The 24,295-nt window shown below is 36.2% G+C and carries 23 protein-coding genes, 1 rRNA gene and 1 riboswitch; of the genes, 19 read left to right on the top strand and 5 right to left on the bottom strand.

The genetic code is table 11. From position 1 onward, the window contains the following. Nucleotides 1-135: 135 nt before the first annotated feature. Nucleotides 136-576, bottom strand: coding sequence for an organic hydroperoxide resistance protein (locus BR65_RS10620; RefSeq protein ID WP_023176736.1), 441 nt, complete (start codon nt 574-576; stop codon nt 136-138). A gap of 179 nt (nt 577-755) precedes the next feature. Between BR65_RS10620 and BR65_RS10625 the strand changes: the two genes are divergently transcribed. Continuing rightward, entirely contained in the window at nt 756-935 is a 180-nt protein-coding gene (locus tag BR65_RS10625) for a 2-hydroxymuconate tautomerase (RefSeq protein WP_023176737.1), read from the top strand. A gap of 61 nt (nt 936-996) precedes the next feature. On the opposite strand, the gene yidA is transcribed toward BR65_RS10625, so the two are convergent. Genes yidA through BR65_RS10640 form a run of 3 tightly spaced genes read right to left on the bottom strand, consistent with a single transcriptional unit; the run spans nt 997 to nt 4,093 of the window. After that, on the bottom strand, nt 997-1,836 hold the full coding sequence (gene yidA / locus BR65_RS10630) for a sugar-phosphatase (protein WP_023176738.1): 840 nt from the start codon (nt 1,834-1,836) through the stop codon (nt 997-999). Then, nucleotides 1,833-3,227 carry an HD domain-containing protein gene (locus BR65_RS10635; protein ID WP_034538135.1) on the bottom strand — a complete coding sequence of 465 codons (1,395 nt, stop codon included), beginning with the start codon at nt 3,225-3,227 and terminating at the stop codon, nt 1,833-1,835. Before BR65_RS10635 ends, yidA begins: the two co-directional genes overlap by 4 nt. Further along, a complete protein-coding gene (locus tag BR65_RS10640; RefSeq protein ID WP_023176740.1) occupies nt 3,224-4,093 on the bottom strand; it encodes a lipoate--protein ligase family protein in 870 nt (289 codons plus the stop codon). The genes BR65_RS10635 and BR65_RS10640 overlap by 4 nt, the downstream gene beginning before the upstream one ends. A gap of 202 nt (nt 4,094-4,295) precedes the next feature. On the opposite strand from BR65_RS10640, the gene BR65_RS10645 reads away from it, so the two are divergent. From BR65_RS10645 to BR65_RS10720, 16 genes are all read left to right on the top strand, one after another. Continuing rightward, nucleotides 4,296-4,727, top strand: coding sequence for a YwiB family protein (locus BR65_RS10645; RefSeq protein WP_023176741.1), 432 nt, complete (start codon nt 4,296-4,298; stop codon nt 4,725-4,727). Between the two features lie 44 nt (nt 4,728-4,771). Continuing rightward, nucleotides 4,772-5,386 carry a DNA-directed RNA polymerase subunit delta gene (rpoE, locus tag BR65_RS10650; RefSeq protein ID WP_023176742.1) on the top strand — a complete coding sequence of 205 codons (615 nt, stop codon included), beginning with the start codon at nt 4,772-4,774 and terminating at the stop codon, nt 5,384-5,386. Between the two features lie 255 nt (nt 5,387-5,641). Next, nucleotides 5,642-7,240: a CTP synthase gene (locus BR65_RS10655; RefSeq protein ID WP_034538137.1), complete on the top strand. Its 1,599-nt coding sequence runs from the start codon at nt 5,642-5,644 to the stop codon at nt 7,238-7,240. A 133-nt stretch (nt 7,241-7,373) separates the two neighbouring features. After that, the gene (gene fba, locus BR65_RS10660) at nt 7,374-8,231 is read left to right on the top strand and encodes a class II fructose-1,6-bisphosphate aldolase (protein ID WP_023176744.1); all 858 of its coding nucleotides are present in this window, start codon (nt 7,374-7,376) and stop codon (nt 8,229-8,231) included. A 336-nt stretch (nt 8,232-8,567) separates the two neighbouring features. Continuing rightward, nucleotides 8,568-9,836, top strand: coding sequence for a UDP-N-acetylglucosamine 1-carboxyvinyltransferase (locus BR65_RS10665; protein WP_023176745.1), 1,269 nt, complete (start codon nt 8,568-8,570; stop codon nt 9,834-9,836). Nucleotides 9,837-9,848: 12 nt separating this feature from the next. Then, complete coding sequence (gene rho, locus BR65_RS10670) at nt 9,849-11,144, top strand: transcription termination factor Rho (protein ID WP_034538138.1); 1,296 nt, start codon at nt 9,849-9,851, stop codon at nt 11,142-11,144. A 142-nt stretch (nt 11,145-11,286) separates the two neighbouring features. Then, nucleotides 11,287-11,556: a type B 50S ribosomal protein L31 gene (locus BR65_RS10675; protein ID WP_023176747.1), complete on the top strand. Its 270-nt coding sequence runs from the start codon at nt 11,287-11,289 to the stop codon at nt 11,554-11,556. A gap of 378 nt (nt 11,557-11,934) precedes the next feature. Continuing rightward, a complete protein-coding gene (locus tag BR65_RS10680) occupies nt 11,935-12,702 on the top strand; it encodes a hypothetical protein (protein ID WP_034538140.1) in 768 nt (255 codons plus the stop codon). 206 nt (nt 12,703-12,908) lie between these two features. Further along, nucleotides 12,909-14,000: a D-alanine--D-alanine ligase gene (locus BR65_RS10685; protein ID WP_023176749.1), complete on the top strand. Its 1,092-nt coding sequence runs from the start codon at nt 12,909-12,911 to the stop codon at nt 13,998-14,000. A gap of 108 nt (nt 14,001-14,108) precedes the next feature. Beyond that, nucleotides 14,109-15,497, top strand: a complete 1,389-nt coding sequence (locus BR65_RS10690) for a UDP-N-acetylmuramoyl-tripeptide--D-alanyl-D-alanine ligase (protein WP_034538142.1) — start codon at nt 14,109-14,111, stop codon at nt 15,495-15,497. An 87-nt stretch (nt 15,498-15,584) separates the two neighbouring features. Continuing rightward, on the top strand, nt 15,585-16,295 hold the full coding sequence (locus BR65_RS10695) for a Bax inhibitor-1/YccA family protein (RefSeq protein WP_034538143.1): 711 nt from the start codon (nt 15,585-15,587) through the stop codon (nt 16,293-16,295). 470 nt (nt 16,296-16,765) lie between these two features. Next, nucleotides 16,766-18,343 carry a degradosome RNA helicase CshA gene (gene cshA, locus BR65_RS10700; RefSeq protein WP_023176752.1) on the top strand — a complete coding sequence of 526 codons (1,578 nt, stop codon included), beginning with the start codon at nt 16,766-16,768 and terminating at the stop codon, nt 18,341-18,343. A 221-nt stretch (nt 18,344-18,564) separates the two neighbouring features. Further along, complete coding sequence (gene acpS, locus BR65_RS10705; protein ID WP_023176753.1) at nt 18,565-18,915, top strand: holo-ACP synthase; 351 nt, start codon at nt 18,565-18,567, stop codon at nt 18,913-18,915. 278 nt (nt 18,916-19,193) lie between these two features. Beyond that, complete coding sequence (locus BR65_RS10710) at nt 19,194-19,442, top strand: hypothetical protein (protein WP_023176754.1); 249 nt, start codon at nt 19,194-19,196, stop codon at nt 19,440-19,442. A gap of 27 nt (nt 19,443-19,469) precedes the next feature. Then, nucleotides 19,470-19,820 (top strand): type II toxin-antitoxin system PemK/MazF family toxin, encoded by a 351-nt coding sequence (locus BR65_RS10715; protein WP_023176755.1) that lies wholly within the window; start codon nt 19,470-19,472, stop codon nt 19,818-19,820. 142 nt (nt 19,821-19,962) lie between these two features. Further along, a riboswitch (PreQ1 riboswitch) is annotated at nt 19,963-20,008 on the top strand. Between the two features lie 4 nt (nt 20,009-20,012). Further along, nucleotides 20,013-20,504, top strand: coding sequence for a QueT transporter family protein (locus tag BR65_RS10720; RefSeq protein ID WP_034538146.1), 492 nt, complete (start codon nt 20,013-20,015; stop codon nt 20,502-20,504). Between the two features lie 110 nt (nt 20,505-20,614). On the opposite strand, the gene cbpA is transcribed toward BR65_RS10720, so the two are convergent. Continuing rightward, nucleotides 20,615-21,256, bottom strand: coding sequence for a cyclic di-AMP binding protein CbpA (gene cbpA, locus BR65_RS10725; RefSeq protein WP_023176757.1), 642 nt, complete (start codon nt 21,254-21,256; stop codon nt 20,615-20,617). 221 nt (nt 21,257-21,477) lie between these two features. Between cbpA and BR65_RS10730 the strand changes: the two genes are divergently transcribed. Both BR65_RS10730 and BR65_RS10735 read left to right on the top strand, forming a co-directional pair. Continuing rightward, the gene (locus BR65_RS10730; RefSeq protein ID WP_023176758.1) at nt 21,478-22,185 is read left to right on the top strand and encodes an O-methyltransferase; all 708 of its coding nucleotides are present in this window, start codon (nt 21,478-21,480) and stop codon (nt 22,183-22,185) included. Nucleotides 22,186-22,646: 461 nt separating this feature from the next. Continuing rightward, nucleotides 22,647-24,208 (top strand): 16S ribosomal RNA (locus BR65_RS10735). The last annotated feature ends 87 nt before the right edge of the window (nt 24,209-24,295 follow it).

Below are 24,295 nucleotides of genomic sequence, written 5' to 3' on the forward strand. Positions count from 1 at the left end.
ACTAGCCCTTTATTCGGCACTTATTTCATCAATAAACGTAAAAGAAATCACTTTTCACATTTAATGTGTAGTTAGAAAAGGACAGAATACAAAAAAGAGGCCGGAACAAAAGTCCCAGCCTTGTTTAAAATAGTTTTATTTATCTGCTTCATAAGCAACAGTTGTTACTGTTACATCGATATTGCCGCTTGTAGCTTTTGAATAAGGACAAAAAGCATGAGCTTTTTCTGCTAATTCTTGTGTAGTTGCGTCATCTTGACCTTCAATTCCAACTTCTAGTTTAACAGCAAGTTTAAACCCATTATCAGTCGGGTCTGAATGCAATTCAACAGTTGCGGTAACTTGGCTTTTACCAGTTACTTTTTCTTCTTTCATCATATGTTCTAAAGCTGAATTGAAACAAGCGCTATAGCCTAGTGCGAATAATTGTTCTGGGTTACTTCCTTGTCCAGGGCCGCCCATATCTTTTGGAGTAGAAACCCGAACAGAAAACGAATTGTCTGGTAAATGGCTTTCTCCATTTCGTCCACCAGTATTAATTGCTGTAGTTTGATACATTAATTTTGAATCTGCCATATTTGTAATTCTCCTCTCTAATTATCGTACAAATCAAGTATACTAATATTAAGCCGATAATTCTAATTATCTGTTTGCAGCAAAGAGATAGGCGTTTAGAAGGAAAAAGAATAACGAGTTGAAAAATAAAAAAGGTATCGTTAGAATTGAAAGAAGAAACTACGAAAGGAGAGGGATTTATGCCATTTGTACATGTTGAATTAGTTGAAGGACGGACAGCAGAACAAAAAGCTGGTTTAGTCAAAGATATTACAGAAGCAGTAGTAAAAAATACTGGAGCAACCGAAGACCGAATTCATGTTATTATCGAAGACATGAAAAAAACCAACTACGCTGTTGGTGGAAAATTGTTAGGCTAAAAAGATAAACAAAAAATAAGCTGCGAGTTGTTATACTCGTAGCTTATTTTTTGAAAATTCTTTAGTTGAGATGGTTTTCCGCTATAGTCTGTTCAAAAGCAATAGCTTCAATTGCTGTAGCGACTCCATCATGTTCATTTGTATCTGTAATATAATTACTTACTTCTTTTACGCTGGCAATAGCATTTCCCATGGCTACGCCCATTCCAGCGTATTCAATCATGTCTATATCATTTTCATTGTCTCCAATAGCCATGATATTTTCACGAGGAATAGATAAAATTTGTGCTAGATCTTTTAGTGCTTGACCTTTACTGGCAGATTTGTTTAATACCTCTAGATAAAAAGGCTCACTTTTTAAAATAGTGTAGTCATCATAAAAATCTTTTGGAAACTTAGCGATAGCCGCATCTAGAATGTCAGGTTCATCAATCATCATCATCTTACTGATTTCAATAGTTGGATCCATTTCTTCTACTGAGCGGTAACGAATAGGCATATTGACTAAAAAGGATTCTCTTACACTATAAGGACTAATGTCTTTGTTAGCAGTGTAAATGTATTTTTCATCAATTGTATGACAATGGCTTCCGACTTGGCGACTCATATCTTCAATTTTCAGAAAATCTTCAAAGCTTAATGTGTGGTGGGCAATAGCTTTTCCGTTATGTGATTGCTGGACTAATGCACCATTATAAGTAATAACATAATCGCCTTCCTCTTCTAGATTTAAAGCTTTCAAGATTGAGTTTACTCCGGGCAATGGACGTCCGGTGCAAATGACAATTTTAATTCCTTTCGTTTTAGCAATTTCAATTGTTTCTTTAACTTTAGAACTTATTTTCTTTTCGGGTGTTAATAACGTGCCGTCTAAATCGATAGCGATTAATTCTATAGTCATTTAGGTAAATCCTCCACTAATTTATTTGGGTCAATAATAGCCCCGTTCTTAATATAACGATTAAATTCATAATATAAGTCTTCGAATAACGTGATTTCTTTAGAGGTTTTTAGCTTTAAAAATTCTTTTGGTACATAAAAGCGTTCATCGCCGCGAACTTTTCCGGTAATAGAAGAGACAATTTCACTTACTTTAGAAAGTTCAACAAGTGTACCATCTTGGCGCACCAATTCTATTTGTGTACGGTTGGTATTTTGATTTGGCCGGTAAAAGTCATAAGGCAAGTCATAGCTGTTGTTAATAGCTGTATAGTAATCTGTATCGTATCCTGCTTCACGAATAATAATTTTTAGATCTTCAACCAAGTACATATCCGTGTCGCTGGAAAATTTAACCGATTTGAAAGGATGTCGATCAAGAAAGCGAGTAGCTAAATCGCTTAAAATCGGGTCTTTTTCTTCTTTCCATAAGGTAAAGTAAGTGGCTAAAACGCCATCATCAAGTCTTAAATAGTCTTTAAGTGTAAAATTCTTTCCAAAAAAAGGAGCAAGTAAATTCAGCTGATCATTGAATTGGGTTTCTGAACTAATATACAGTTCTTTAGAACGTTTCAGTAAATGGTCTAAAATAACTTCCATTCCTCTTGAGACGGGATGGAAATAGACCTGCATATACATTTGATAACGGCTAACGATATAATCTTCAACAGCATGCATGCCAGATAATTGGAAATAGATTCCATCATTATAAGGACGCATCACTCTAAGTATGCGAGTTAAATCAAATGTACCATAATTTACACCTGTATGATAAGCATCACGTAATAGATAATCCATCCGATCTGCATCAATTTGACTAGAAATGAGTTGGACTACCTGTGGATTCGGGTACGTTTTTTGAATGACGCTCGCAACTTTTGCTGGAAAATCTTCACTAACCTTGACTAACACATTATAGACTTCCGTTTCTGGAGAGGTAATAATAGCCACAGTAATCTCTTCATGGTTGGTTTTGAAAATATGTTCGAATGTATGAGAATATGGGCCGTGTCCAATGTCATGTAAAAGAGCTGCACATAAGGCCACTAAACGTTCATTATCATCCCAACCACCATCTCCTTGTGTTTGAGTAGCGTAGTTTCGTTGGAATTTATCACAGATGCGACGTGTAATTTCATATACACCTAGTGAATGTGTGAATCTAGTATGCTCAGCTCCGTGAAAAGTCAATGACGAGGTACCCAACTGTTTGATACGGCGCAATCGTTGGAATTCACTAGAATTAATTAAATCTAAAATAATTTGGTGTTGGACATGAATGTAATCATGAACTGGATCACGAAAAACGTGTTCTATAGGCAGTAAAAAATTGGCATCATAATGGCTGCTCATTCGCTTAACTCCTTATCGATAGAATCTCCAAGCATTTGTTGATTGCGACGAATCATTTTTTCAAACCCTTCATTATAGTCACTTAAGATTTCTGAGGAGTATTCACCAGGCACAATCGTGCAATTGTTTTGATTAAGTGTAGATAAAATCAATTCTTTCATTTTGTCTACACTTAAAGAAATACCTAGCAATTCTTCTAGTGTAGACATTGCTTCAGGATTCACAGATGGAAAGTGCCACTTAACGGTTTCTCCTTTTAATCCTGCTTCATAAAAATCACGGATCATTTCAGCGCGTTTAAACTGGTTGCCTGTTACACTAATGTAAATCATAATAGCTACACCATTTTTTAAGCGTCTTTGTGAGATGCCGGCAAATTTTTTCCCGTCAATACTTAAATCAAAATCTCCGGGGCAATAAGAATCTTTGATCTCATAGGCTTTGCTTACCTTTCCGTATTGTTTAATGGAGTCGTTAATCAACTGGAACATATACTCATACCCAGTGTCTATAGACATTTTTTGTTCTAGACTTTCGGGTAATATAAGTGAAAAGTTTAACACTCCTTCATCTCCAACTACAGCTAATCCTCCCGAATTGCGTACAATGTAGGGTTGTCCGTAACTTTTAATGACCTCTAATGCATCTTTAAAATAAGGTAATTTTGTATCCATCATACCTAATATAACCAAATTTGAGGTCGGCCAAAAATGTAAAATATTTTTTTGATATTTTCCAACATATCGCAATAAACTATCTGTTAATGCAAAATGGGAGATGGTTTGGTTAGAAAAAGGCATGGTTGCAGCCTCGTAAAGTTTATAATAATGATTGGTTAAAAAGTCCTTTTTATCAGTAGTCGTCATTAGTTTTACATCCTTTAGTTAATTGTAAATAGCGATTCTTCCTTATTATAGCAAATTTTGGTGTAGGGTTCTCCTTAACTGGTTTAAAAAAGCATAATCTTTCTTTTATTTATGATAAGATAGAGGTGCAGTTTAGTGGAAATGACGAATTAAGGTCATTAAGCTATCGTTAAATTAGGACTAATGAGCAGAGGTGAAATAATTGGATTTATCAAAAGGAAGAACAGCTCAAATACATTTAGAGACGACGATCTCTCAAGGTAACGAAACTGAAAGGCATGTATTTGATGAAGCAGGTAAAGTCGTTCAAATGAATTCATCTTATTATATTCGGTTTCAAGAAACGTATGAATCGGTAGTCGTTCCTGTAACAGTCAAGATTGATCCTTCTGGAGTGGTTACACTTACACGTAAAGGTGATACAACTACGCGGATGAGATTTGATAAAGGGGAAAGGTTTGAAACCATTTATCGAACGCCACAAGGTGCAGTAAGTATTGAAACAATGACAAGTAATATGCAAATCAGTTACACGGATAACCCATTCTCTGGACGCATTGAGATTGATTATAATTTATTTTTAGGAAAAGAAAAATTAGGAGATTACAAATTACAATTGCTTTTTACTGTTTAAATATTGTATGATAAAGAATAGACTGTTGAAAGGACGTGGCTTTCGTGAAATTAACAGAATTTGACGGGCAAAACAAAAATGAATTATCAATGATTGAAGTAGCTCATGCCATCTTAGATCAAAAAGGAGAGATCCTTGATTTCTCAACTTTATTAAAAGAAGTACAAGATTTTCTAAACTTAAACTCAAAAGAACTCACAAATAAAACTTCTCAATTTTATACAGATTTAAATATTGATGGTAGTTTTATTTCCTTAGGAGAAAACCGTTGGGGTCTACGTTCGTGGTATCCAATCGATTTTATTGACGAAGAAGTTACTCAAGGAAATGAAGATGAAGCTCCACGCCGTAAAAAACGCAAAAAAGCGAGTGCTTTTGTCACTGGCGAAGACGACATTGATTACAATGATGACGATCCTGAAGACAATGACGAACCTGAAGAAGACGAAGAAGACGATACTACTTACGGTGGACGTGTGGATGTTGACGTGCATGGTGTAATGGTTGACGATGAAGACAAAGAAGACTTAGGTGAATACAAAGCTGATTTGTCTGAATTAGGTACAGATGACGAAGAAGATGAATTGCCTGATGGTGTCGAAGGTGATCTTACAATCATTGAAGATGAGGACGAGGACGATTCTGACGAAGAATATTAATAACATTTATGGTTATAGACTGTTTCTTAGATAATTTTTTGAAAGGAAACACTTGACGCTTCCTGGAGAAATGTGTATTATCTATATTGGGCTCCCTTGAAGTGATTTAAGGGACAGGAACTGAAAGTAATCAATATAAAGCTCCCTATTCTACTAGTGAATAGGGAGCTTTATTTTTTATTTATGCCAAAAAAGAAAAAGCGTTTAGTGTCAACTTTTCTTTTACCCTAATAAGTTTAAAAGGAGTCGGTAAAAATGACAAAATATATTTTTGTAACAGGTGGAGTAGTATCTTCCATTGGTAAAGGGATTGCAGCAGCTTCTTTAGGACGACTGTTGAAGAATAGAGGCTTGAAAGTGACGATTCAAAAATTTGATCCTTACATCAACGTTGATCCAGGAACTATGAGCCCTTACCAACATGGAGAAGTTTTCGTAACAGATGATGGAGCTGAAACCGACTTAGACTTGGGTCACTATGAACGCTTTATTGATATCAATTTAAATCAATTTTCAAATGTAACAACAGGAAAAATTTATTCCGAAGTGATACGTAAAGAACGCAAGGGAGAATATTTGGGAGCAACTGTACAAGTTATTCCGCATATCACCAATGAAATTAAAGAGAAAATTATGCGTGCAGGTCAAACAACGGATTCTGATATCGTTATAACTGAAGTGGGCGGTACAGTTGGAGATATCGAATCACTTCCCTTTTTAGAAGCCTTGCGTCAAATGAAAAGTGATGTTGGAGCAGATAATGTGATGTATATCCATACAACGTTGATTCCGTATCTTGGTGCGGCTGGAGAAATGAAAACAAAACCTACACAACATAGTGTGAAAGAGTTACGTGGGTTAGGTATTCAGCCGAATTTATTAGTTATTCGTACAGAAAAACCTGTACCACAAAGTTTGAAAGACAAATTAGCGTCATTTTGCGATGTAGAGCCTGAAGCAATTATTGAATCTCGTGATGTGGACACTCTTTACTCTATTCCTTTAAATCTCCAAAAACAAAATATGGATCAAATCGTCTGTGACCATCTTAAAATTGATGCGCCGCCTGCTGATATGTCTGAGTGGATCACATTAGAACAAAAAGTAATGCATTTATCTAAGAAAACAAAAATTGCATTAGTGGGTAAATATGTGGAGTTACCTGACGCCTATTTATCGGTTATTGAATCATTAAATCATGCAGGATATGCTGTTGATTCTGAAATCGAAGTGGACTGGGTGAATGCTGAAGAGGTAACGCCGGAAAACGTTGAAAGCAGATTGAAAGATGCAGATGGAATTTTAGTTCCAGGTGGATTTGGGGATCGTGGCTTAGAGGGTAAAATCCTAGCTATTCAATATGCACGTGAAAACAAAGTTCCATTCTTAGGGATCTGTTTAGGTATGCAATTAGTTTGTGTAGAGTTTGCGCGTAATGTTGCAGGTTTAGAAGGGGCTCACTCAGCAGAAACAGACCCTAATACACCGCATAATATTATTGACTTGATGTTGGATCAAAAAGATGTAGTGAACATGGGCGGAACGTTGCGTCTTGGATTATATCCATGTAAATTAAAACCAGGTTCTGTAACAGCTCAAGCATACGATAATGCTGAAGTAGTACAAGAACGTCACCGTCACCGTTATGAATTTAACAACAAATACCGTGATCTACTAGAAGAAAAAGGGTTGGTATTTTCAGGTGTTTCACCAGACAACCGTTTAGTTGAAATCGTTGAATTATCTGATCATCCATTTTATGTTGCTTGCCAATTTCATCCAGAATTCATCTCACGTCCAAATCGTCCACAAAAATTATTTGCAGGTTTTGTTAAAGCAGCATTGGATAATTAATTATGAAAAGGGTATGAAAACTAGATTAGGATTATAATAAATATGGATATTTTAATGTGTTTTTGATATAATAACAACGTTGACTAAGAGTATCTTAGTAAATAAAAAGATTTCCTTAAGGAGGAAAAAATATATGAGTCGTTTAGTTAGTATGACAGATATGTTAAACAAAGCATTAGAAGGTAAATACGCTGTAGGTCAATTCAACATCAACAACCTTGAATGGACACAATCTGTATTAGAAGCTGCTGAAGCAGAAAAATCACCAGTTATTTTAGGTGTTTCTGAAGGAGCAGGAAAATACATGGGTGGCGTTAAAGTTGTATCAGCAATGGTTGAAGCTTTAATGGAAACAATGAACATTACTGTACCAGTTGCATTACACTTAGACCATGGTTCTTCTTTTGAAAGCTGTAAAGCTGCAATTGATGCTGGTTTTTCTTCTGTAATGATCGACAACTCTGCATACGTAATTGATGAAAATATTGAAGCAACTAAAAAAGTTGTTGAATATGCTCATTCAAAAGGCGCATCAGTAGAAGCTGAAGTTGGAACTGTTGGTGGGACTGAAGATGGCGTTACTGGTGGAGTTCAATATGCAGATGCTCAAGAATGTCTACGTATGGTAACTGAAGCTAAAATTGATGCTTTAGCAGCTGCTTTAGGATCAGTACATGGTGATTATGAAGGCGAACCTGTTCTAGGTTTCGACGAAATGAAAATCATCTCTGACTTAACTAAAACTCCTTTAGTATTACATGGTGGATCTGGAATCCCAGAATTCCAAATTAAAAAAGCTATCGAAAATGGACATTCAAAAATCAATGTAAACACTGAATTGCAACAAGTTTGGACAAAAGCTGTACGTGAAAAATTAAACTCTGATGATAAAGTTTATGACCCACGTAAAGTTATTGCACCAGGTAAAGCTGCAATCATTGCTACAGTTACACAAACTATGCAAAGATTTGGATCTTCTAACAAAGCTTAACAATGACAATTAATCGAAAGAGGTTCGGGATAGTATCCCAACCTCTTTTTTTTGCCCTTTTCATCTTATTAGAAGGATAAAGCTAACATTTATGATCCGGTTAAATTAGCTGAAAGATATAGTAATTGTAAGTTGTTTTGAGATGTAGTAAGATTAAAACAGCTTGTTTACATAGGTAAAAAGGCTAAAATCAATACAGTTGTTATCAGAAAAAGTTGTGTTGATTTCATAAAATTAATCAAATAAAAATAACCTGTTTAAGAATATATAAAATTTACCCAGTTTTCTTATTTTTTAGAAGAAACAACCTTTTTAGAAAAAAGATGGAGGTACAACATGAAGAAATTAGTCATTAATGGTGGGAGAAAATTATCTGGCGAAGTAACCATCAATGGAGCAAAAAATAGTACAGTTGCTTTGATTCCGGCAGCAATTTTGGCAGATTCGCCTGTTGTTTTAGAAGGTGTACCAGATATTCAAGATGTCCACTCATTGATTGATATTCTGAATGTCATGAATGTGGATACCACATTTGAGGGAACAACACTTACCATAGATCCAACTCACATAGTCTCAATTCCTATGCCAAATGGAAAAATCAAAAGTTTACGAGCGTCTTATTATTTTATGGGTGCTTTATTAACCAAGTTTGGCAAAGGTGTTGTAGGTTTGCCTGGAGGATGCTTTTTAGGACCTCGACCAATAGATCAACATTTAAAAGGATTCCGTGCTTTAGGAGCAACCGTGGATAATGAAATGGGAGCTATGTATTTACGAACAGATCAAAATGGATTAGTCGGTACCCGAATGTATCTAGATGTTGTTTCGATCGGAGCTACTATTAATATTATGTTAGCTGCAGTGAAAGCTAAAGGCAAAACGATTATTGAAAATGCTGCTCGTGAACCAGAAATTATTGATGTGGCTACCTTATTAAATAATATGGGTGCAAAAATAAGAGGAGCAGGTACCGATGTGATCCGTATTGATGGTGTTGACGAATTGCATGGTTGCCGCCATACGATCATCCCAGATCGTATTGAAGCTGGGACTTATCTGTCTATGGCAGCAGCTGCCGGATCAGAAGTTTTAGTGAAAAACGTTATTGTCGAACACTTAGAAGGCCTAGTGGCTAAAATGGAAGAAATGGGTGTACCAATGGAAATTGGGGAAGACAGTATCTTGGTCAAAGAAGCTACTCATTTAAAACCGATAAATGTAAAAACACTTCCGTATCCCGGCTTTGCAACGGATTTACAACAACCTTTAACACCTCTTTTACTAAAAGCAACTGGTACCTCTTTAATTACAGATACTATATACCCTAAAAGAGTTAAACACATACCTGAGCTGGTCCGAATGGGAGCGAATGCTCGTGTTGAAAGTGATATGATCCTGCTTGAAGGACCAAGCCAATTGCAAGGTGTAGAAGTAGAAGCTAGCGATTTAAGAGCGGGAGCTTGCCTTGTAACTGCAGGTTTAATGGCAAAGGGAACAACAACGATTACTGGTGTTGAAAATATTTTACGCGGTTACGATCAAATCATAGAGAAATTAACGGCTTTAGGTGCAGATGTTCGTATGATTGAAGATGAAAATAAATAGGAGTTAACGAATATGAGTGAGTTACTAACATTAGCCCAATTAGAATTGAAAACATTAAAAGAGATTTACAACTACGCAAAAGAACTCAAAATACCTTACTATAGCCAGATGAATAAAAAAGAATTAGCATTGGCTGTTATAAGGGCGCAAGAAGAAAAACAAGGATTTTTTATTGTAGAAGGTGTGCTAGATATTATGGCACAACAAGATTTTGGTTTTTTGCGCCCAATCAACTACACACCTAGTAAAGAAGATATTTATATTTCTTCTTCTCAAATCAAACGTTTTGGTTTGAGAAATGGAGATAAAGTGTCGGGTAAAGCTAGACCGCCAAAACCATCTGAACGTTATTATGGTCTAATGCACGTGAACCTTGTGAATGGGAAAGATCCGGAAGATGCAAAAGAACGTCCTCACTTCCCAGCGTTAACACCTCTTTATCCTGAAAAACAAATTACTCTGGAAACAACACAAACTAAGATTTCAAACCGCATGATAGATATTTTAGCTCCCGTAGGTTTTGGTCAAAGGGGTTTGATTGTAGCACCTCCTAAAGCAGGGAAAACTATTTTATTAAAAGAAATCGCAAATGGAATCGCTGAAAATTATCCTGATGCAGAGTTGATTATTTTATTGATTGATGAACGTCCAGAAGAAGTGACGGATATTGAAAGAAGTGTAAAAGGAGAAGTTGTCTCTTCAACTTTTGACCAGCAACCACAAAACCATGTACGTGTAACAGAATTGGTTTTAGAAAGAGCCATGCGATTAGTGGAAGATAAACGAGACGTTATTATTTTAATGGATAGCATCACACGTTTAGCTCGTGCTTACAACTTGGTTCTTCCTCCAAGTGGAAGAACCTTAAGTGGTGGTTTGGATCCGGCAGCATTGTATCGTCCTAAGCGATTTTTTGGAGCTGCGAGAAATATTGAAGAAGGTGGAAGCTTAACGATTCTGGCGACAGCCTTAGTAGACACTGGAAGCCGAATGGACGATATGATCTATGAAGAATTTAAAGGTACAGGGAATTCAGAATTACACTTATCAAGAGAACTTGCTGAACGTCGTATTTTCCCAGCAATCGATATTAAAAAATCAAGTACACGAAAAGAAGAACTTTTATTGGAAAATAGTAGATTAGAAATGATTTGGAAATTGCGGCATGCAATGATCGGAGATGCTTTAGATCTAACAGATCAATTTATAAAAGGGCTGCGTAAATCAGAAAACAATCAAGATTTTTTTGAGCATTTCACGGATAAAACCATTACTCAAACAAGAAATTCAAGAAGTTCTCATCGCTAATGATTTTTGTTTAACAGGTTTAATTTCTAATAAAAAGTGATTGCTTTGTGTAGACAAATATGCTATCATGCTAATGTTGTCTAAAGACAAAATAAGAACTCTGATTCAGCAGATGCATCAGGGCACAAGGAGAGATTCATATATGAAACAAGCAATTCATCCAGATTACAGACAAGTTGTGTTTATGGATACTACAACAGGCTATAAATTCTTATCAGGTTCAACTAAAAATTCAAGTGAAACAGTTGAATGGGAAGACGGTTCTACTTACCCAATGATCCGTGTCGAAATTTCATCTGACTCACACCCATTCTACACAGGACGTCAAAAATTTACACAAGCAGACGGACGTGTGGACCGTTTCAACAAAAAATATGGTATCGCAGACGCAAACAAAAAAGAAGAAGCTTAATAATATCTTGTTTTTTTGGAAAAAGGTTGGACAATTGTCCAACCTTTTTTTGCGTTTTGGTACGATAAAAGAGAAAGATGGGTAAATTCATGAATTGGGTATTCAACTTAAAAGACGAAATAATTTAGTCTCTTATCTGATTGAGAGGGTAGATTCTAAAGTTAGTTAGTAATAGTTTGATTTACAATAGAGAGTAAGTTATTTTTATTTTTTTAATAAATAATTTATTTCATTGTAACGCGCGCAATTGTCATATTAATGACTTAATAAAACGGTTGCAAGGTTTGTTTGTAACCAGAATATCACCTAACTGATACAGATTAGTTGAGATGCAAGTAGTACAATGAAAGGGATAAAAGACAAGGGGAGAAATGTGTCGTGCCTTCAGAAGCTACTTATGTTCATTTAGATACTATTACAAATGCTGTTTTGAGTAAAGGAATCACGATGAACGAATACAAAGATGTTGTCAAAAAACCGCCAAAAAATATTTTATTGCTGACTGCCCCCAAAGGTATTGGTGAGTATGATTCTCACACTGGTTTTCGTATGGTACGAGGATTAGCAAAAGTTCAAGAATACTTTGACCAAAATCAACCTACGAATGGTGTTCCTTCTAATTGGATTGATTTCGAAAGTATCGAATTAATGAGACAACTGACACCAATTGAAATTTCTGAGCTGCTTTATATTGCACACGCCCATACACATCTGCATTCGCCTTTTTATTATAAACTACAAAATAATTTTATCCATTTAACGCTACCCAAAGGGATGACAAAAGTATATTATCGAAAATTAGAACAATTTTATAGTATTTTATCAGTCAATATAACGAATAATGTAGAGAAGAAAATAAATGATAAAAAAAATGTCTTTCTTTTTAAAAAAGCCAAAAAAATTGCACGTATGCCAATTTCGGATGTCAAAGAATTGCTCCCGTTACTTAGAGAAGGAGTGCTTTTCTCATTCGAAAATATGAAGTGTAACCAAGGAATTTATGAAATACCTGTGTATCTAACAGAAGATCGAATGAAATCTCTAAACAAAAATTTCTTAGAAAAAGATCTAATGGGACACATTTGTTTAGATGAAAAGGATCAAAAATGGTTTTTTAAAGAAGAAAGTAGTTTACAGCCAATATAAGATAAAGCTCTAAAAGTGAACGAATTGGTTCAGTCTGGTAAGGGAAAGTTCTGCCAGATTGAATAGATGCGCTGCTTGAAGGGCTTTTTTTAATTGTTGTTTCGAAATATGTACGCTATTTTTATATAAAAAAATATGGTACAATACTTCTTGAATTATAAAGAGTTTGAGGTAAAGATACCTAAGTAAATTCGGAGGATAACTAAATGAAAATCTTTCTAGTATATGGTGGAAAGAGTGCAGAACACGATATTTCAATTCTGACTGCTTTTTCTATTATTAAAGAAGTGTATTATGATTATTATGAAGTAGAGCCTATATATATTACAAAGAGTGGGCAGTGGATAAAAGGTGCTATCATTCAACAAGCTAGCGATGTTGAGAATTCAGAGTCTTTAAAATTAACAGTTTCAGATAAAGCTCATTTTATAACTGGTGTAAATCAATCTTCTGAAGGTATATTGATTCAACCTTCAGATATAAAAGAAGAAAGCGCAGTAGTTTTTCCTGTTTTACATGGACCTAATGGAGAAGATGGAACAGTTCAAGGGCTATTTGAAGTCATTGGAATGCCTTATGTAGGGGCTGGTGTCTTAGCTAGTGCATGTGGCATGGATAAGATCATTAGTAAACAGCTTTTTCAACAAGCTGGTTTACCACAAGTTCCATATGTTCCTGTACGAAAAGTGCAATGGCTGAATGATCAAGAAAGTGTTTTTAAACAATGTGAAGGAACATTATTTTATCCAATGTATATAAAACCGGCTAATCTTGGTTCCAGTGTCGGAATTAGTAAAGCTGAGAATAGAGAAGATCTAATTAGTGCTATCGAATTAGCTTTACGCTATGACCGAAGAATTGTTGTTGAGCAAGGAATCGAGGCTAGAGAAATTGAAGTAGCTGTTCTGGGAAATGATGATATCCACGTTTCAGTTCCAGGTGAATTAGTGAAAACAGTTGATTTCTATGATTATGATTCAAAATACATCAACAATGACGTGGTCATGCAAATACCGGCTTTGGTTTCTGAAGAAGTTAATGTACGGTTACGTGAATATGCAGTGCGAGCTTTTCAAGCCCTTGATGGAAGTGGATTGAGTCGTTGTGATTTCTTTTTAACCAGCAATGAAGAGTTATTCATTAATGAGGTAAATACGATGCCTGGTTTCACCCAATTTAGTATGTATCCTACTCTATGGAAAAATACTGGGTTGAACTACGGCGATTTAGTTGAAGAATTGATTCAACTAGCTTTAAGAAGACATCAAGAGCGTCTGTCTTTTCAAGATAATGACTAACTATGAGTAATGAAAATTAGCGATAGAAACAGAGGCTGGGATGTATGTCCTGGTCTCTGTTTCTTTCAAGAACGGTGTTTTATTTAAGTGGAATTAAGGAGGGCAATTATGATTTCTTTAACAATAAAAGAAATTGCAGTAGCAGTGGGAGCGTTAAATGATACAAGTAAATGGTCAGATGAAAAAATAACATCAGTTGAATTCGATACGCGTAAATTAGTAAAAGGTTCATTATTTGTACCATTATTAGGGAACAACGATGGGCATGAATTTATTTTAAAAGCAATTGAAAATGGAGCTGTAGTTTCTTTGTGGAGTAAATCTTTAGCGAAATTACCTATTGAAGTAGAAGATGTTTTTCCTGTTATCCAAGTAAAAGATACGTTGCAAGCTTTGCAAGATTTAGCTAAATTCTATTTAGCTAAAATTCATCCCAAGGTAGTAGGAATTACCGGAAGCAATGGGAAAACGACTACAAAAGATATGACAGATGCTGTTTTATCTAGTCAATACCGTGTTCATAAGACCCAAGGAAATTTTAATAATCATATCGGTCTTCCAATAACGATTTTAGAAATGCCAGAAGACACTGAGGTTATCATTTTAGAAATGGGTATGAACCATGCTGGAGAAATCAAAGTGCTGTCCGAATTGGCTGAACCGGATGTTGCGGTTATAACAATGATCGGTGAGTCGCACATTGAGTTTTTTGGATCCAGAGCAGGGATTGCTGATGCTAAAATGGAAATTAGTTTAGGCTTAAAGGAAAATGGTGTGCTGATCTACCCAGGGGAAGAACTTTTATTGCAAAAAAGAGTCGGAAATTTAGCAGATAAACAATTGAAAACCTTTGGAACCGCTGAAACAAATGACTTGTATCCATTAAACATAAACGCTCAAATGAATCAAACAAGTTTTGAGACAAATGACGACCCAGGTTTAACAATCATTTTGCCTGTTTTAGGAACGTATAATGTTAACAATGCTTTAGCTGCATTATCGGTAGGGAAGGTTTTGGGTGTACCAGTTGAACAATCGGCGCCTAAACTTGCTCAATTTCAATTGACTAAAAATAGAACGGAATGGTTGGATGGGGTAAATGGAAGCAGTATCTTAAATGATGCTTATAACGCTAACCCTACTGCTATGAAAGCTGTGTTGGATAATTTTAGTACATTTGAAACTAATGGTAAGAGATTAGCTGTTTTAGGCGAAATGTTGGAACTTGGAGAACAGTCTTCAGAGTTACATCTAAGTGTGAAAGATTCTCTTAACCCGAGTCAAATCGATAAAGTTATTCTTTATGGGGACCAAATGAGTGTGTTGTATGAAGCTTTGCAAGAAAAATTTGATAAAGAAAATCTTTTTTATTTTACAGGGGGAAAAGAACCCTTGATTCAGTTTGTTAAAGAACAACTTGAGCCGGGAGATTATATTTTATTAAAATCAAGTTTGGGAACAGATTTGCTTTCTGTTGTAAGGGCGCTGCAAGCATAGGAATAAATAAATATGTCTAAAGACCGATTAACAAATAAGAAAAATTTGGTATACTGTACTAAAGATTAAATAGGAGGAATGATCCATATGAATACACCAAGAAAAGAAGTTTCTAATCAAGCAGTAAGCACAACAAGCATGTCTAAATTTTTCGCTTCGATTTATAGTTATATGGCATTAGGTTTAACGATAACAGGTATAACAGCTTTTTATGCAGCACAAAGTCCTTTTATTCTGAATTTAGTTTTTGGCACACGTTTCGGAATGATTGCTTTTTTTATAGCTGAAATTGCATTGGTTATGAAATTAGCATCTAATGGAGCTAAATTAAGATCTGCAGGTGCATCAATCATTGGATTTATTGCTTTTGCGATTATCAACGGGATTACGCTCTCTTCTATTTTCTTGTTGTATGATTTAGGAAGTATCGGAGCAGCATTTATTTCCACAGCAGCCTCATTTGCAGGTATGAGTCTAGTGGGATTTACAACTAAAAAGGATCTGACATCTTTAGGAGGACAATTAAGAGGTGCATTGATCGGATTGATTATTGCCATGTTAGTAAACGGGTTCTTCTTACAAAGTGGTCCTGCTGATATGGTTCTATCTTTTATCACAGTTGTAATTTTTATTGGCTTTACAGCTTATGATACTCAAAAATTAAAAGAACTGTATGTTCATTACTCTGGAGAACAAAACTTAGGAGCGTTGGCAATTAGCGGAGCTTTAAGTTTGTACCTAGATTTTATCAATATCTTTATCAGTTTATTACGCATCTTTGGTGGCGGAAGAGACTAATAATCAATCGTTTCAACTAGTTAAAATGAAACTAAAAGAGAGGCGTAAAACCTATCTTTTAGTTTTTTTGTAGAAAATTATGTCAATAAGATGAGCAAAAGATTGTGAAAGCGCAGACTAAAACAGGTGAATTCACAGATTCGAAAGAAAACACTTAAAGGAAACGTGTTCATGAAAACAAAAGGTCAAATCAATTGATAAACTAAAATATAAATGATAGAATAGTTTAGATTGAAGAACAATCTTTAATAAAAATAAAACCATCGAGGGTTTTGTGAAACTAGATAAGCAGATAAACTTGATAATAATTCAAGTTTTTTATATGAAATGAAAAACTTGGTGTACATTCAACCGAACGAACATCAAGTTTTTATATGGAGTTACAGCAACAGGTGCATTGATTAAACTAATGAAGGTGCCTGTATTTCGCAAAAATCTCTCTTTAAGGTTTTAAATTGGGAGGAAATATATTGAAATTTACAGAATTAGGATTAGCACCTGAATTATTGAAATCAGTAGAACGTTTAGGATTTGAGGAAGCAACACCGATCCAATCACAAACGATTCCACTAGCACTTGAAGGAAAAGACGTTATCGGGCAAGCACAAACAGGAACTGGTAAAACAGCTGCATTTGGTTTACCAATGTTACAAAAAATTGATGTAACCAATCGTAATGTACAAGGTTTAGTTATTGCACCTACTCGTGAATTAGCTATCCAAACACAAGAAGAATTATTCCGTTTAAGCCGCGATAAAAAAATCCGTGTTCAAGTTGTTTATGGTGGAGCTGATATCAGTCGCCAAATTCGTGCTTTAAAAGACGCACCGCATATTGTTGTCGGTACACCAGGTCGTTTATTAGATCACATCAAACGTAAAACATTAAAACTAGGACATGTTGAAACATTAGTACTAGATGAAGCAGACGAAATGTTGAATATGGGATTCATCGATGACATTGAAACGATCATTCATGAAGTTCCAGATGTACGTCAAACATTATTATTCTCTGCTACAATGCCGCCTGCTATTAAACGCATAGGTGTTCGCTTTATGAAAGACCCTGAACATGTTCAAATTAAAGCAACTACAATGTCTGATAGTTTAATTGAACAATTTTTTGTACGTTGTAAAGACTTCGAAAAATTTGATATTATGACTCGTTTATTTGATGTTCAAACACCAGAATTGACAATCATTTTTGGCCGTACAAAACGTCGTGTAGACGAATTAGCTCGTGGATTAGAAGCTCGCGGATACCGTGCTGAAGGGATCCATGGCGATCTTTCTCAACAAAAACGTATGAGCGTGTTAAAATCTTTTAAAACAGGTAAATTAGATGTTTTAGTAGCAACTGACGTAGCAGCTCGTGGATTAGATATTTCCGGAGTTACACACGTATATAACTATGATATTCCTCAAGACCCAGAAAGCTATGTTCACCGTATTGGACGTACTGGTCGTGCAGGAAAAGAGGGTGTTTCTGTAACTTTCATTACACCTAATGAAATGGGATATTTGCGTGTTATTGAAGACTTAACGAAAAAAGCAATGACACCATTACGTCCACCAACAAATGCAGAAGCATTTGAAGGTCAAATCAAAGCGTCAATTGACGAAGTAGGTTCTATTATTGACGCTAATGGCTTGAATCGTTACGAAAAAGCTGCTGCACAATTATTAGAAACTTACACAGCTGAAGATCTTGCTGCTGCATTCTTGAAGAGTGTGACAAAAGACGCTGATGAAGTACCAGTTAAAATTACTCCAGAACGTCCATTACCAGGTCGCAAAGGCGGAAGCAGTCATGGAGGCGGAAGCAATCGAGGCGCAAGTAAAGGCGGATACCGTGGCGGAAATAACCGTAGTGGTAAACCTTCTGAACGTCGTGGTGGCGGAAGCTCAAGCGCTAGCGGAAAATGGAATAAAGATTCAAAACGTAGCGGAAGCGACAACCGTCGTAAAGACAGCCGTAGTAAATCTACTACTGATAGCCGTCGTAAAGCTGGCGGAGAACGCAAATTTACTATACGTGATAAAGACTAAACAAGTATATAAAAAGAGGCTTGAGACATTTGTCTCAAGCCTCTTTTTATATAGATAACAATAGAAAATAAAAATATTTTTAGAAACCTTTTAAACACGTCTGTTATTTTTCGTTTACAAGTGACAGGAGATGTATTATTTGATAATATTAGGATAATATTATAAAATTTAAGTTATGTAATAAGAAGAAGTAGGTTAGGTATAAAGAAGGTGGAGAAAGAATGATTATAGGAATCGGGTTAGATATAGCAGAAATTTCTCGCATAAAGGATGCCTATTTAAAAAGAGAGACTTTTTCTGAACGTGTACTTACACCCGCAGAACAAGAAATATTTTCTAGCTTAAAAGGTACTCGAAAGTTGGAATTTTTAGCTGGTAGATATGCAGCAAAAGAAGCTTTTTCAAAAGCCATGGGAACGGGTATTGGGAAGTTAGGTTTTCAGGATATTGAAATCATACCTGATCGTTATGGTAAACCGGTTGTTGAAAATTCCCCTTTCAAAGGACAAGTATTTCTTTCTATTACGCATACAGATTCAATTGTTGCTGCACAAGTAATTTTAGAAAAATAGAATAAGGAGAATAGATACAATAAAACAGATTGAAATTTAGATGTACATACGATGGCAGCGGGGCTTGAATTAATTAGAATTATTCCAATTAATTCAGAGTGAAAAGCTTAATTAATGCGTTAACATACTTAGAGATAAAATCAAATTTGTCTATAAAATGAAACTTAAGCTTTTAAGTTATCTGTAGTTTAAATGCTGTTCGTTTCATGTTACCATGTTCTTGAGGTGGATCCTTTTTTATGGGGTAGAAAAAGGCAATCTTTAGGAGGTATGGGGTAATGGATGAAAATGACAACATAATGAAAGTTAATTTAGCACCAGAGATTTACAAAGAAGTTAAAGAATATTGTGCAATTGCAAATATTGATGAAAATGAATTTGTTAATTCGGTTATGAATTATTTCTTGGAAGAAAATTTAATAATCTATGATACCATGCGCAAAGGATATGCAGAGATGTCTCGTATCAATCTTGATATTTGTGATGAATTTGAAGTTTGTGAAAAAGAGGTCGGTGCCCAATTCTAACCAGGTATTATAAGGAGGAAAATGCCTATGGTAAGACGGGGAGAGATTTATTATGCTGATTTGTCGCCAGTTGTAGGTTCGGAACAAGGTGGAATGCGTCCAGTTTTGATTATTCAAAATAATGTCGGCAACCATTACAGTCCAACCGTTATTATTGCAGCGATAACAGCTAAAATCCAAAAGGCTAAGATGCCTACCCATGTCGAAATATCAGCAGAAGAATATAATCTTGAAAAAAATTCTGTTGTCTTATTAGAACAAATAAGGACGATCGACAAACAACGTTTACGAGAAAAAGTGACTCAATTAGATTTTAAAATGATGAAAAAAATAGACGAAGCACTTGAAATAAGTGTGGGATTGTCTGGACATATATAATACTTCTCAGAACACATAACAAAAGTGATTAAAGCATTCGCAAATTTAGGAGTGCTTTTTGTTTGTCTTTTTATTGAAAGTACATTTAAGTACTGAAACAAAATTGAATAAATAGGGTTTAAATGGTATGCTGTAACAGTTGTAAAACGTGGTTCGTTGACCATCCCACGAAAAAAAACTAGGAGGAACAAAATGAAAATAAGAACTTTGGTAATAAATGCTGTAATTGCATCATTGTATGTAGTGGTTACTTCATTGCTAGCCTTTATGTCATTTGGGGCAATCCAATTTAGAGTAGCAGAAATGTTAAACCATTTAGCTGTCTTTAATAAAAAATACATCATCGGAATAGTTGGTGGAGTGCTTATCTCTAATTTTTTTTTCTCAACTATGGTTGTGTATGATTTAGTGTTTGGGGTTGCGCATTCGCTTCTTTCTTTACTTATAATGAGCGGTATAACAAGAAAAATTACAAATGTTTGGATAAAGATGAGTATAAATACGCTTTGTTTCACCCTAGGTTCAGGATTGATTGCTTGGGAATTATACTTAGCATTGCAATTACCATTTTGGTTTAGCTACTTCACAGTAGCAATTGGAGAACTTGTCGTAATGGGCATAGGTATGCCAATTATGATTTATATCGATAAGAAAGTTCACTTCAATAAACAAATAGAAGGATAATAAGCCTAGGAGATGGTAAGTTGAACGATTTGTTATTTCCTCGGTTCAAAACTAAATGAATATAAAAAAGTGGTTGGAACATTGTTCCAACCACTTTTTTATTTAAAACTTTAAATAGCATTCTTTAAATCTTCCACTTCAACAATGCGGAACCCTTTTTTGCTCAAAGCACTTGATAGTTGTTTTACAATGTCTTTTGTAACACCGGATTCTAAAGTGATCATAGTGCGACGAACTAAGTCATCTTGCTCCACATCTAAAGTAATGCAACTTGAAATTGAACAAAAACGATTAATGATTTTCGCCATATTTGCTAAATCGCCTTTTTGACCAGTCGAAGCGATCGTTAATACGTAACTTCCAGTGTTGACGTTCCAAGATTGTTGCAGCATATTCAATAAAGAGCTGTGAGTTAAAATTCCATAAAAACGATTGTCTTCATCCAATACTGAAATGTAAGGTAATTCTTTGATTGAGAAGAAAACTTTGAAAAAAGAAGCTTCGATAGAAATAAACTTTGTAGCATTTTTTAATAAATGAGTAACAGGTAAATTCATATCTCCGCCATTAGCTTTATGACGATAAATATGCATTTTGTAAATGTTCCCTCTGAAAATCGTTCCAGTTTCATCTAAGATAGGGACACAACGAAAACCTGAAGTTTCAAGTATATCGATTGCTTCTTGAAGAGTGACCGTTTCACTTACTGTTGTTAATTTTTTCTTTGGGATGCAAAGAGATTTTATAAGCATGAATGTATCCTCCTTTAAGGATTGGTTTGGTTTATTTAAGTTGATGATAACATATAGCCGGTAAGGTAGCCAATGCTTTTGAAAGTCAGGAAAAATTTTCTGCAGTAAGGAAAAGTAGTTAAGGAATAATAACTTTAACTTGTTTGAAAGTACGTAGCATTCTATAATAAAAAAAGCAGATAGAAGGAAAAAATAGATACTATTAGAAGAGTGGGGAAAACATGGTAAGAAATGAAATGATGTATCGGCCAGTTGTGGATAAAGAAGTAGTAGAGTTTATGCGTAAAAAGCAAAAACCTCTAGATGGAAAATTAGGAGAAATTGAGCGACAAGCCAATAAAGACGGAGTGCCAATTATTCCTCATGAAACAGTTGTTTTTTTGAACTTGTTATTGGGTCAAATAAAGCCTAAACAAATTTTGGAGATTGGTGCTGCTATTGGTTTTTCTTCAAGTCTAATGTCGCAACACGTAGGTAAGGATGGTCATGTCACGACGATTGATCGTTATGATTTAATGATTCAAAAAGCGAGAAAGAATTATGAAGAACTTGGGTTGACGGATAAAGTTACATTATTAGAAGGGCAAGCTGCGGATATACTTGCAACGTTGGATGGGCCATATGATTTTATCTTTATGGACAGTGCGAAATCTAAATACTATGATTTCTTTCCAGATTGTATGCGGCTGTTAAAAGTAGGTGGAATGTTGATTGTAGATGATGTTTTACAAGGGGGAACGATTTTATCCCCTAAAGAAGATATTCCTAAAAATAGAAGAACCATTCACCGTAAGTTAAATGCCTTTCTAGAAGTAGTTATGCAACACCCTTCTTTAGAATCAAGTATTGTGCCTTTAGGTGATGGGTTGTTAATGGTTGTAAAAAAAGAGGATACTGATTTTTCTTTTATGGTTGAAGACAAAGAATAAAGAAAAAGACTGGATTGCATTTTAATAAAAGGTAATTAATGTATATTTTTTATTAAAATGCATTTTGAATAATAAAAATTAACTATTTGGTATTGACGAAAAAAGAAATTCTTGTTATAGTAGAACACGTTGTTACAGAAGAAGCAGCAACGTAAAAAAAGATGTGAAAATTAGTGTTGACAGCTAGGATGATACGTGTTACTATATTCTAGTCACCAAAACTAAAGTGAAGCGGTTACTTGGATAATTATACAGATAAAAAAATAATTATTAATAATCGTTGACAGCATAATGTGAAGGTGTTATACTTCAATAGTTGTCAGATGAAGAGATTGACCTTTGAAAACTAAACAAAGTAAGACGAACCAAATGTGAGGGTGACTCAGCAGTGCTGAGTCAACAGTAACAAATATAGTGAATAATTATTCGCTAGCAATCAATAATGAGCTTCAAGCATCATTTTATATGAGAGTTTGATCCTGGCTCAGGACGAACGCTGGCGGCATGCCTAATACATGCAAGTCGAACGCTTTTGTTTCACCGGGTGCTTGCACCCACCGAGACAAAAGAGTGGCGGACGGGTGAGTAACACGTGGGTAACCTGCCCATAAGAGGGGGATAACATCCGGAAACGGATGCTAATACCGCATATTTCCAATTGTCTCCTGACAGATGGAAAAAAGGTGGCTTCGGCTACCGCTTATGGATGGACCCGCGGCGTATTAGCTAGTTGGTGAGGTAATGGCTCACCAAGGCGATGATACGTAGCCGACCTGAGAGGGTGATCGGCCACACTGGGACTGAGACACGGCCCAGACTCCTACGGGAGGCAGCAGTAGGGAATCTTCCGCAATGGACGAAAGTCTGACGGAGCAATGCCGCGTGAGTGAAGAAGGTTTTCGGATCGTAAAACTCTGTTGTTAGAGAAGAACAAGGATGAGAGTAACTGCTCATCCCCTGACGGTATCTAACCAGAAAGCCACGGCTAACTACGTGCCAGCAGCCGCGGTAATACGTAGGTGGCAAGCGTTGTCCGGATTTATTGGGCGTAAAGCGAGCGCAGGCGGTTCTTTAAGTCTGATGTGAAAGCCCCCGGCTCAACCGGGGAGGGTCATTGGAAACTGGAGAACTTGAGTGCAGAAGAGGAGAGTGGAATTCCACGTGTAGCGGTGAAATGCGTAGATATGTGGAGGAACACCAGTGGCGAAGGCGACTCTCTGGTCTGTAACTGACGCTGAGGCTCGAAAGCGTGGGGAGCAAACAGGATTAGATACCCTGGTAGTCCACGCCGTAAACGATGAGTGCTAAGTGTTGGAGGGTTTCCGCCCTTCAGTGCTGCAGCTAACGCATTAAGCACTCCGCCTGGGGAGTACGACCGCAAGGTTGAAACTCAAAGGAATTGACGGGGACCCGCACAAGCGGTGGAGCATGTGGTTTAATTCGAAGCAACGCGAAGAACCTTACCAGGTCTTGACATCCTTTGACCACTCTAGAGATAGAGCTTTCCCTTCGGGGACAAAGTGACAGGTGGTGCATGGTTGTCGTCAGCTCGTGTCGTGAGATGTTGGGTTAAGTCCCGCAACGAGCGCAACCCCTATTATTAGTTGCCAGCATTCAGTTGGGCACTCTAGTGAGACTGCCGGTGATAAACCGGAGGAAGGTGGGGATGACGTCAAATCATCATGCCCCTTATGACCTGGGCTACACACGTGCTACAATGGATGGTACAACGAGTCGCAAGGTCGCGAGGCCAAGCTAATCTCTTAAAGCCATTCTCAGTTCGGATTGCAGGCTGCAACTCGCCTGCATGAAGCCGGAATCGCTAGTAATCGCGGATCAGCACGCCGCGGTGAATACGTTCCCGGGTCTTGTACACACCGCCCGTCACACCACGAGAGTTTGTAACACCCGAAGTCGGTGAGGTAACCCTTTTGGGAGCCAGCCGCCTAAGGTGGGACAGATAATTGGGGTGAAGTCGTAACAAGGTAGCCGTATCGGAAGGTGCGGCTGGATCACCTCCTTTCTAAGGAATTTAACGGAAACCCACACATTCGTACTTACTTTGTTTAGTTTTGAGAGGTCAAAAATCTTTCATAATTAATTTAAATAT

The sequence above is a fragment of the Carnobacterium inhibens subsp. inhibens DSM 13024 genome (assembly GCF_000746825.1).
Taxonomy (GTDB): Bacteria; Bacillota; Bacilli; order Lactobacillales; family Carnobacteriaceae; genus Carnobacterium_B; species Carnobacterium_B inhibens.

Bases quoted from the DNA above. Each gene is read 5' to 3' on its own strand.
- BR65_RS10720 (WP_034538146.1), top strand. From the start codon at position 20,013: ATGAAAATAAGAACTTTGGTAATAAATGCTGTAATTGCATCATTGTAT.
- BR65_RS10655 (WP_034538137.1), top strand. From the start codon at position 5,642: ATGACAAAATATATTTTTGTAACAGGTGGAGTAGTATCTTCCATTGGT.
- BR65_RS10685 (WP_023176749.1), top strand. From the start codon at position 12,909: ATGAAAATCTTTCTAGTATATGGTGGAAAGAGTGCAGAACACGATATT.
- BR65_RS10715 (WP_023176755.1), top strand. From the start codon at position 19,470: ATGGTAAGACGGGGAGAGATTTATTATGCTGATTTGTCGCCAGTTGTA.
- rho (WP_034538138.1), top strand. From the start codon at position 9,849: ATGAGTGAGTTACTAACATTAGCCCAATTAGAATTGAAAACATTAAAA.
- BR65_RS10665 (WP_023176745.1), top strand. From the start codon at position 8,568: ATGAAGAAATTAGTCATTAATGGTGGGAGAAAATTATCTGGCGAAGTA.
- yidA (WP_023176738.1), bottom strand. From the start codon at position 1,836: ATGACTATAGAATTAATCGCTATCGATTTAGACGGCACGTTATTAACA.
- BR65_RS10710 (WP_023176754.1), top strand. From the start codon at position 19,194: ATGGATGAAAATGACAACATAATGAAAGTTAATTTAGCACCAGAGATT.
- BR65_RS10675 (WP_023176747.1), top strand. From the start codon at position 11,287: ATGAAACAAGCAATTCATCCAGATTACAGACAAGTTGTGTTTATGGAT.
- cbpA (WP_023176757.1), bottom strand. From the start codon at position 21,256: ATGCTTATAAAATCTCTTTGCATCCCAAAGAAAAAATTAACAACAGTA.
- BR65_RS10625 (WP_023176737.1), top strand. From the start codon at position 756: ATGCCATTTGTACATGTTGAATTAGTTGAAGGACGGACAGCAGAACAA.
- acpS (WP_023176753.1), top strand. From the start codon at position 18,565: ATGATTATAGGAATCGGGTTAGATATAGCAGAAATTTCTCGCATAAAG.
- BR65_RS10690 (WP_034538142.1), top strand. From the start codon at position 14,109: ATGATTTCTTTAACAATAAAAGAAATTGCAGTAGCAGTGGGAGCGTTA.
- fba (WP_023176744.1), top strand. From the start codon at position 7,374: ATGAGTCGTTTAGTTAGTATGACAGATATGTTAAACAAAGCATTAGAA.
- BR65_RS10635 (WP_034538135.1), bottom strand. From the start codon at position 3,227: ATGAGCAGCCATTATGATGCCAATTTTTTACTGCCTATAGAACACGTT.
- BR65_RS10620 (WP_023176736.1), bottom strand. From the start codon at position 576: ATGGCAGATTCAAAATTAATGTATCAAACTACAGCAATTAATACTGGT.
- BR65_RS10640 (WP_023176740.1), bottom strand. From the start codon at position 4,093: ATGACGACTACTGATAAAAAGGACTTTTTAACCAATCATTATTATAAA.
- BR65_RS10730 (WP_023176758.1), top strand. From the start codon at position 21,478: ATGGTAAGAAATGAAATGATGTATCGGCCAGTTGTGGATAAAGAAGTA.
- BR65_RS10695 (WP_034538143.1), top strand. From the start codon at position 15,585: ATGAATACACCAAGAAAAGAAGTTTCTAATCAAGCAGTAAGCACAACA.